Below are 8,417 nucleotides of genomic sequence, written 5' to 3'. Positions count from 1 at the left end.
CACTCGCGGTACGCGAACAGCCCTCGGCCTACCGAACCCCACCCCTCAAGGGAACACCCCGGCGCACTCGCAACCCCGTACCACTCACCCTCACCGACCGGAGGGAAAGGGGGCCTATCCCAGTACTGAACATCGGCACCGAAAAGCCTTAGGAAGAAAAGCAGAAGACAGAACGAATTGCTACGAAAGGATCCTGTCATGGGACCTGCAGTTGTATTCGACTGCATGACGGCCGACTTCCTCAACGACGACCCCAACAACGCCGAACTGAGCGCACTCGAGATGTCAGAACTCGAGTCGTGGGGCGCGTGGTCCGAGGACACCGACTCCGCCAGGTAACGCTTGGTGCTGAGCAGTACCAGGCGTGAAGCCGGCGAGACTGGAACAGGGGAGTAGGGGCGATGATCGAGAGATCAGTGGCTGGCTGCGCAATGCGTGAAATCGCCTACCACTCGTACCGGTCAGAGCGAACAGTGACGGTCCGATGCACTGTGGAGCCCGCCTCGGGTGCGGTATCGGCCGAAGGCTACGGCACCGCGACCACGGAGGCCGTCGCGCGCAAGAAGGCTCTGTCCGAGGCCGTGGAACGGCTCATGGCCTGCACCCCTTTCTCCCTGGTCGCCCGTCCGCCGGCGACACACACCTGTCGGGGCACGGACTCCCGGCACTGGCCCGGCGGGGTACGCGGGGCACCCGAAGGGTGCCTGCTGCGTGCCTACGAGCCGCTGACGGCAGTCCGGCCCCGGCAGGTACCGATGTTCTGGTCATCACCATGGGTGGCCGGCCTGGAACTGAGGTCGGCGACCCTGACGGCGCAGGCAGCCCGCCTGTCATGCACGGTGGGCTGGGCTGCCTCGCCGTCCCCCGAAGCGGCCCTGCGAAACGCGCTCTTCGAGCTGGCGGAATTGCTGAACTACAGCGCTTTTCTCTACCGCTGCCTGACCCGTCGTCCGGCAGGGCATATGCCGGAGGACGGCGATGCGGCACGGAGCGAGATGAACGATGCGGCACGGAGCGAGATGGACGACGGCTCCTCCGCGCCACTGATCCTGCCCATCGGCTATGTCACCCGGACGCCCACTGTCCTCGCCGTGTCGAGGAGTGCCGGCCGGCTGATGCCCGCCTCCGGTATCGGATCGGGTCCTACGCGGACCGAGGCGGCCGACCGGGCACTCCTGGAACTCGCTCAGGCTGAGACGCTCTGGCGAGAGAACACCACCGCCGAGTCCGCCGAGCGCTACTTCATGCGACGGTTCGAGCGATGGCCGCTGCTTCGGCGTTGCGCCGCCCTGGAATTCGACTTGCAGGCCGATGACCTGCCCCACCACGAGGAGCCGCTCTCTTCTCCCCTGCAGGAGCTGGACAGCAGGGGAATATCGGTGTGGGCCGACTCAGGAGCAGTTGACGTCTCTGGACCAGGAATGAAAAGGACTCGGATCCACTACGCGCACGTGGTGTCAGATCCTCAGCCGCTCCTTGGACTTGTCCGCGCAGGCATACCCGTATTCGACACGGGAGAAGTGAGGAAGACCCTTGACTGGTCACGTCGGACAGGACCTGCTGTCCACAGCCCTTCTGAGCGGAGCACTCACGGAGGATGTCCCGCCGGAGCGTGAGACACCCATCGCCAAAGCCCTCGGCGCTGTCTCCGAATGGCTCGGCTCCGAAAAGCTGACCGCTGAAATCTGGAAGCACGGAATCGACGCGACGCCCACCTACGAAGTGCAGTTGAAGGACAGCGACGGCACGCTCTGCTCACGAAGCTCCGGCAAGGGTCTGGGATACCGCAGCATGGCGAGCGCGCTCTTCGAGAGCGCGGAGCACTACCACCTCGACTGGCGACGCGACCCGGGGGCGTCCGACGCCAGTTTCCTCTCCGGACACGACATCGCCCAGCAGCCGACGGCGCGCCACTCCGCGCTGCTGCAGCGCCTCGGCGGCGCCCTGCCGGAGAGCCGGATCCTCACCCGCCCCTACCGGCCGATCGCGGAGGCGCTGGGCGAGCCGGCGAACGAGCAGGCACCGCACCGGCAGCCGGTCTTCCTCCGTGACGGCGGATACCGAAACTGGCCGCACCCTGACGACGACGGGGCCTTCAAGACACTCTGGCACTACACCTCCAGCGTCGGCTACGCCGCAGGGGCCACGCTGCACGAGGCGCTTGTTCACGCGATCAACGAGCTGATCGAGCGCGATGCCTGGTCGTACCAGCTCGCCGGCTGGTACTTCGGCCTGGACAAAGCCGGCTCCGGCATACGCGTCGTCGACCACGAGTCCCTTCCCGCCGATCTGAGGAGGCTGGTCGGCGACGTCGAGGAAGTACGGGGAACTCCGGTCCTCATCATCTCGATCGCCTGCGATACCGGGGTGCCCGCCTACGTGGCCTGCGACGCCGACAGCCACGAGGACATCCGGCTGATCGGCAGCGGTGCGTCACCGGTACAGACGTACGCGCTGCAACGAGCGCTCCTGGAGTACCTCCAGGTGTGCACCATCTTCGAGCACGGCCCCATCGACGCGGAGCGCGAGGCGAACCAGATTCTCACGGCCCTGGTGCGCTACCCCCGCCACCGCGCCGCGGCACGCTTCGACATCCACGCCCTTCCTCACGAGCCCGTGCAGTTCAGCGCCCACGACGGACTGCCCGCCACCGCCTCGCCCGAGGAACTGCTCCGACACCTCATCGGCCGGCTGCACGCCCTGGGGGTGGACATCCATTACCGCGTCCTGACCAGGCCCGGTTCCGTCACAGTCGTCGATGTCGTCGCCCCGGGCCTGGAGATGCTGGACAAGGCCCGCGCCGGCTACCCCGTCCTGCCCACCGGGCGGCTGGGAGAGCTCCTGCTGCCCCGGAGGAGTGAGCGCAAGTGAAACTCGCCCTTGTGGCGCCCCCCTGGAACAGCCTCTACCGGCCGTCGATCCAGATCGCCACCCTCGCGGCGCTGGCTTCCGAGGGACGCGGGGATCCCATCACTCCGGTGTACGGATACCTCGACTGGTTCGAGTTCGCCATCAATTCGCTCGAGCACGATCCGCAACAGTTCATCGCCGTGTACGACACGATCGGCGAGGAACTGTACGGGATGGGAGTCGGTGACTGGATCTTCGGAAGTGCGCTCCCGGCAGCCGAAGGAGTGAGCGAGACCTCCGCACGAGCGGAGTACGCGGCGTTTCTCCGGGAGCAGGGGGTCGCCGAGAGTCTGACGGACTGCATTCTCTCGCTTCGCGGGATAGCCCCCCGGTTCATCACGGAGTTCGCCGAGCGGCTCCTCGCCACTGGAGCCGAATGCTTCGGCTTCACCACGTCGTTCAGTCAGCTGATCCCCGCGCTGGCGATCGCCCGTGCCATCAAGGACCTGGCGCCTGACCGGCTCGTCCTCCTCGGTGGGGCCAACTGCGACCGGCCCATGGGCCGGGCCGTCATGGAGGCCTACACCTACGTGGACGCGGTGGTGCAGGGCGAGGGAGAGGGCGCAGTCACAGCGATCCTCACCGCGACGGATGTGGCGGACCTGGCCGACGCATCCGGGATCGTCCTGCGTCACGAGGGTGCGCTGCGCGCCTCGTTGCCCACGATCCAGCCCGTGGAGTCCGCCCCCGTGCCCCGGTACGAGGAGTACTTCGAGCGATTGAACTCCCTTCCGTGGCGCGATCTGATCACGCCCCACGTGGCAATGCCGTTCCAGATGTCCCGGGGCTGCTGGTGGGGCGAGAAGATGCAGTGCACGTTCTGCGGCGAGAACGGCAGCGGCATGGTCTACCGAAGCAAGCCGGGCGGACAGCTCACAGAGACTCTGCGGCAACTGACCGAGCAGCACGGCGTATTCAGCACCTACGCCGTAGACACTATTCTGGCCAAGAAGGACAACGGCCTGGCAGCCCTCGCCGACGCAGAGGTCGACATCACCACGTTTTTCGAGGTCAAGGCGAATCTGGGCCCCAGGGAACTCGGAGAGATGCGGGCGGCGGGCGTCCTCATGGTCCAGCCGGGCATCGAAAGCCTCAGCTCCGGCGCGCTGAAACTGCTGCGCAAGGGCGCGACCGCACTGCACAATCTGCGCTTCCTCATCCTCTGTGAGGAGCTGGGCATCGATGCCCAGTGGAACCTGCTCTCCGCGATGCCTTACGAGTCCTCCCAGATGCTGGAGGAGCAGCTCCGGCTCGTCCCCTTCATCACACATCTGGCGCCTCCGTCGACGGTGAGCAAGGTCCGTGTCGACCGTTACAGCCCTTACTTCGAGAAGCCGGACGAGTTCGGCATCGAACTCATCGGGCCGGAGAGAAAATACGAGTTCATCCACGCCGGCCGGAAGACCGACAGGACGGCGCTCGCCTACTCGTTCGAGCACGAGGAGACCGGCCGGGAGACCGATGCCGTCACGATGCTGTCCCTGCGGCGGCGCCTGGGCGCGCGCGTAGGCCTGTGGAAGAAGCTCCACGAGCAGTCCCGCTTCTCGTTCCGCTACGGACCGGAGATCACCATCGTCCACGACTACCGGCCCCATGTGGGATCAGGCAGGCATGTACTGAGGGGCGTCGACGACCATCTCTTCCGTTCCCTCGTCCACGGGGGACGACTGGAGCAGTCCGTCAGCCGGGCGAGCGAGATGACCGGAACTCCGGAAGAAGACGTACATGGCACCGTGCAAGCCTGGGCGGAGCGCGGCTGGATCCACCTCGAGGGCAGGCGCGGGCTGGTGCTGGCCGTACGGGATGGCATGCGGGACGAGCTGGGCCGTGCGGTCGAACTGAGGGGGCAGGATGCGGGACTCTGACAGCCGCGCAGGAGTGGAACGCTTCGAAGTCGTCTCCCGGGACGGCACCGTGGTGCGCGGTGTCCACAGGCCCGGCCCGGGGGAGACGGTCGTCCTTGTGCACGGCATCGCCATGGACCACCGCATCTGGTGGGAGTCGGGCTTTCTCGACGGACTGCCCGGAGCCCGGGTCATTGCCCCCGACCTGCGGGGCCGCGGTGACAGCCCGCACGTCGGTAGTGCGGAGGGCCATGGCATGGCCCGCTACGTCGATGACCTACGGGCTGTTCTCGACCGGTTCGGCCAGGAGCGGTACAGCATGGTCGGTACCTATTTCGGGGGGCGCCTTGCCCTCCATGCCGCCTCGGCGGACACCCGGGTGACACGAGTGTTCTCCTTCTGCGCGCACGGCGAAGGGGTCGACATTCCCCCCGGCGCCGTGGAAGAGGAAGCCGCTGCCATCGAAGGACCGGGCGGACAGGCTTATCTACGCGACCACTTCACCAGGGCCGGCGCGCCGCCGTGGATGATCGACGCCTGTGACCGGGTCGATCGCGGCGAACTCGCGACGGCGACGCGTGGTCTTCTGCACGGGTCACACCATCAGGCCGAGCGCGGCCATCCGGACCAGGACCTGGTGCTGATCACCTCGGTGAGCGACACCGACATGGAGACCTTCCGCGCGAGTGAGAAGCGGCTCGGGGCGCGCCTCTGGCTCGTCGAGAGCCCCACCCGTGTACAGGCCGCCGCTCGGCTGGGGGACACCGGCCGTCAGGTGGCGGAACTGCTCGGCACGGCGTCCAGGGACGTGACGGACGGAAGGACGACGTCCTGATGACCATTCCCATCGAGGACACTCTCTGGCGGCATCGTAGGGGACTGCTGCCCGAGGGTGACCCGCTGGTCTCCGCTCTCGTGGAACTGGCCGGCCGGAAGCGGACCCACACCTTCAGTTCCGTCGGGCTGATCGATGTGCGGACCGGCGAGGTCACCGCGTCCCGTGAACTGAGTGTGGTCGACGGGCGCATCTCCGGATGGGGCCCGGTATCCGCGGTCGACGACCGGAGCGTGCGCCCGCACTGGTACGCCGTCCCGGCGTTCGTGGACGCCCACGCACATGTGTCCTCGGCCTCCGACCTCGTGGGCCTCCTGGTCCACGGGGTGACCGCATACCGCCAGATGTGGGGGGAACCGGCACACCTGTACAGCGGCGGTGTACGTCGGGCCCGCAACGCCGTGCTGCCCCGGGCCTGGGTGACGGCGGGTCTGGTGGACGGCCCGAACTCCCGTATCCCTCACGCGGTCACCCTCGTGGACGGGGTACGGACGGCCCGGCACGTGGTGGAGGATGTGCTCGCCTACGGGTTCGACGGCATAAAGATCTACGACGATCTGGAGTGCTCCGCGTTCGACTTGCTGGTCCGGGAGGCGGAACGGGCGGGAGTACCCGTGGTGGGGCACGTACCGGAAGCGGTTCCGTTCAGCGCGGCTCACCAGGCCATGCGGTCTTCCGAGCATCTCTACGGGGTCGTGCCGAACGTGTTCCGCCTGCCGCCCGCCGACCGCTGGATCTCGCTCGCCGACGCGCTGGAGCGCCACCGGAGTGACCGGCGCGCGCTCACCGCGAACGTGGCGGGCCATTTCATCTGTCCCACGCTCACCGCGTGGCGGGCCAGGACGGGCGAAGTCCGCTTCACCCAGCCGTCCGGAACAGCTCTCCAGACGGCGGCCCCGAGCAGGAGGCGGGCCTGGCACGCCGCGGTCCGTAGCGCTCTCGGACTCGACCACGCCGAAGTGGAGAGCCGCAGCGCGATGATCGACCAGCTCGGTCTGGTCGCCCGCGACCTCGTGGACCAGGGAGCCCGGCTGCTCGTCGGAACCGACTGCGGGAATCCTTTCGTCCTCGCCGGGCCCTCGTTCCACAAGGAGATGGCGGAGCTCTCCCGGGCCGGGTTCGGATTCAGCGCGATCCTCGGGGCCGCGACCACGCACTCCCATGAGGTCATGGGCTGGGGGAACGAGCCGGGCACGGGTCAGACGGACCTGGTCTTCTTCCGCGAGCCCCCTGACGGTGACGTCACTCGTCTAGCTCGGCCCGACGGAGTGCTGATCGACGGTGTCTTCCTCGACGGCACGGACCTCGACCACCTCTGGAGCCTGCGGCTCAGGGGAACGGGGCTCGATCCTTCCGTCTGGAGACGGGGCGACCTCAATCCCTCTCCGGTGAACCGAACCCAGAAGAAAGAGGCGACGTCCCATGCAGGCTGAAGGCTGCCCCGTGGCGAAAGGGAAGAAAGAGTCCGAATCCGTGGACTTCAATTTCTTCAGCGCTCCGGCGGATTATCGGAGAGCTGCTGAGGAGCATGCGCACGAGGGCGCTTTCTACAGCAGTCAGGGGGAGGGCTTCTGGGTTCTCACCAGCTACGACGGCGTATGCCAGGCCTTCAGGAACGAGGATGAGTTCACCGTCGGACGGGTCAGCGCGGCCGAGGGTTCCGAAGAGGACCGCTGGATCCCGTTGACCATCGAGGGGCATCAGCATACGGAATGGCGGCGCAGGCTCGGCTCGTGGTTCACACCCCAGCGGGTACGGGAACTGACCCCGCAGATCCGCGCCAACGCACGGCGCAGGATCAAGGAATTTCTCGAGCGGGGCGAGATCTCGTTCAATGAGGATTTCGCCCGGCCCTACGTGGTGGAGAACTTGATGTCCGCGGTGGGCTGGCCCGTCGACGGTCTCGACCGGCTCGTGACGATCGACCGCGCGATGATCGACTCACGGTACGCACCCGACCCTCGCGAAGCGGCGTACGAGGAAACGGGTATTCCAGCGGTGGAGAAGTATGCCCGGGAGCATGTCGAGCGCAGGCGTGCCGAGCCCGCCGACGACCTCACCACCGCGACGTTCGAATGGGAGATCGAAGGCGCACCCATCACGGATGACGACCGGGTATCACTGCTGACCGTGCTCTTCCTGGCCGGGGTGGACTCGACGGTGAACCACCTGTCCAACGCGATCCAGTTCCTCGCGGCCCACGAGGAGCACCGCCGGCGCTTCCTGACCTCCGCGGATACCCGTCCGGCGGCAGTGGAGGAGTTTCTCCGGGTGAATTCGTGCATGTATCCAGGCCGGATGGCGGCGCGTGACGGCGCGGGCGACGTGGCCGGCCGCGGACAGACGGTGCTTCTTCCGCTCTCCCTCGCCAACCACGATCCCGATGTCTTCCCGGAGCCGGGGCGAGTGGACTTCGACCGGGAGAGGAACCCGCACATCGCGTTCGGCACAGGCCCTCACCAGTGCCTAGGAGCGGCGCTGGCGCGGGCGCAATTCCTCACGGCCCTGGAGGAGTGGCATGCCCTCATTCCCCGGTACGGTCTGCCGTCCGCCGCGAACGCGCAGGATCTCCCGTTCCTCCGCAATGCCTACGACCTGAGGATCTCCTGGTGAGGTGGCTGGAGGCACTGCCATGCTCGTGACGCTCGTTTCCATGCCGTGGAACAACGTGAGGCGTCCGTCCATTCAGATAGGAACTCTGCGCTCGGTCGCCGAGGCCGAGGGGTGGCAGGCGGACGCCAGTTACGCCTACCTCGATTTCTACGGCCTTGCCCAGCAGGCGTTGGGATTCAGTGACGCGGAATGGTCCGATGCCTATGAGCTGGTGT

At 67.0% G+C, this 8,417-nt stretch carries 8 protein-coding genes; all 8 read left to right on the top strand.

Going from position 1 to position 8,417, the window contains the following annotated elements; all coding sequences use genetic code 11:
* Positions 1–198: 198 nt before the first annotated feature.
* Positions 199–339 carry a bottromycin family RiPP peptide gene (botA, locus tag ACWD04_RS33430; protein WP_451137490.1) on the top strand — a complete coding sequence of 47 codons (141 nt, stop codon included), beginning with the start codon at positions 199–201 and terminating at the stop codon, positions 337–339.
* A 152-nt stretch (positions 340–491) separates the two neighbouring features.
* Positions 492–1,616 (top strand): YcaO-like family protein, encoded by a 1,125-nt coding sequence (locus tag ACWD04_RS33425; RefSeq protein WP_451137489.1) that lies wholly within the window; start codon positions 492–494, stop codon positions 1,614–1,616.
* Positions 1,534–2,871, top strand: a complete 1,338-nt coding sequence (locus ACWD04_RS33420; RefSeq protein ID WP_451137488.1) for a YcaO-like family protein — start codon at positions 1,534–1,536, stop codon at positions 2,869–2,871. The genes ACWD04_RS33425 and ACWD04_RS33420 overlap by 83 nt, the downstream gene beginning before the upstream one ends.
* Positions 2,868–4,775 (top strand): RiPP maturation radical SAM C-methyltransferase, encoded by a 1,908-nt coding sequence (locus ACWD04_RS33415; protein WP_451137487.1) that lies wholly within the window; start codon positions 2,868–2,870, stop codon positions 4,773–4,775. The genes ACWD04_RS33420 and ACWD04_RS33415 overlap by 4 nt, the downstream gene beginning before the upstream one ends.
* Entirely contained in the window at positions 4,762–5,589 is an 828-nt protein-coding gene (locus ACWD04_RS33410; protein ID WP_451137486.1) for an alpha/beta fold hydrolase, read from the top strand. The genes ACWD04_RS33415 and ACWD04_RS33410 overlap by 14 nt, the downstream gene beginning before the upstream one ends.
* Positions 5,589–7,022, top strand: coding sequence for an amidohydrolase family protein (locus ACWD04_RS33405; protein ID WP_451137485.1), 1,434 nt, complete (start codon positions 5,589–5,591; stop codon positions 7,020–7,022). The genes ACWD04_RS33410 and ACWD04_RS33405 overlap by 1 nt, the downstream gene beginning before the upstream one ends.
* 40 nt (positions 7,023–7,062) lie before the next feature.
* Positions 7,063–8,202 carry a cytochrome P450 gene (locus tag ACWD04_RS33400; RefSeq protein WP_451137484.1) on the top strand — a complete coding sequence of 380 codons (1,140 nt, stop codon included), beginning with the start codon at positions 7,063–7,065 and terminating at the stop codon, positions 8,200–8,202.
* Positions 8,203–8,221: 19 nt separating this feature from the next.
* On the top strand, positions 8,222–8,417 hold a 196-nt coding region (locus ACWD04_RS33395; RefSeq protein WP_451137483.1), incomplete at its 3' end, for a hypothetical protein.

This window comes from Streptomyces sp. NPDC002911, from assembly GCF_053591835.1.
The sequence above is the reverse complement of the archived record's forward strand: the minus strand, read 5'-3'. Positions and strand labels throughout refer to the sequence as shown.

What these genes read in the sequence shown, in the direction of transcription:
- ACWD04_RS33410 (WP_451137486.1), top strand. Translation starts at nt 4,762, where the DNA reads ATGCGGGACTCTGACAGCCGCGCAGGAGTGGAACGCTTCGAAGTCGTC.
- botA (WP_451137490.1), top strand. Translation starts at nt 199, where the DNA reads ATGGGACCTGCAGTTGTATTCGACTGCATGACGGCCGACTTCCTCAAC.
- ACWD04_RS33405 (WP_451137485.1), top strand. Translation starts at nt 5,589, where the DNA reads ATGACCATTCCCATCGAGGACACTCTCTGGCGGCATCGTAGGGGACTG.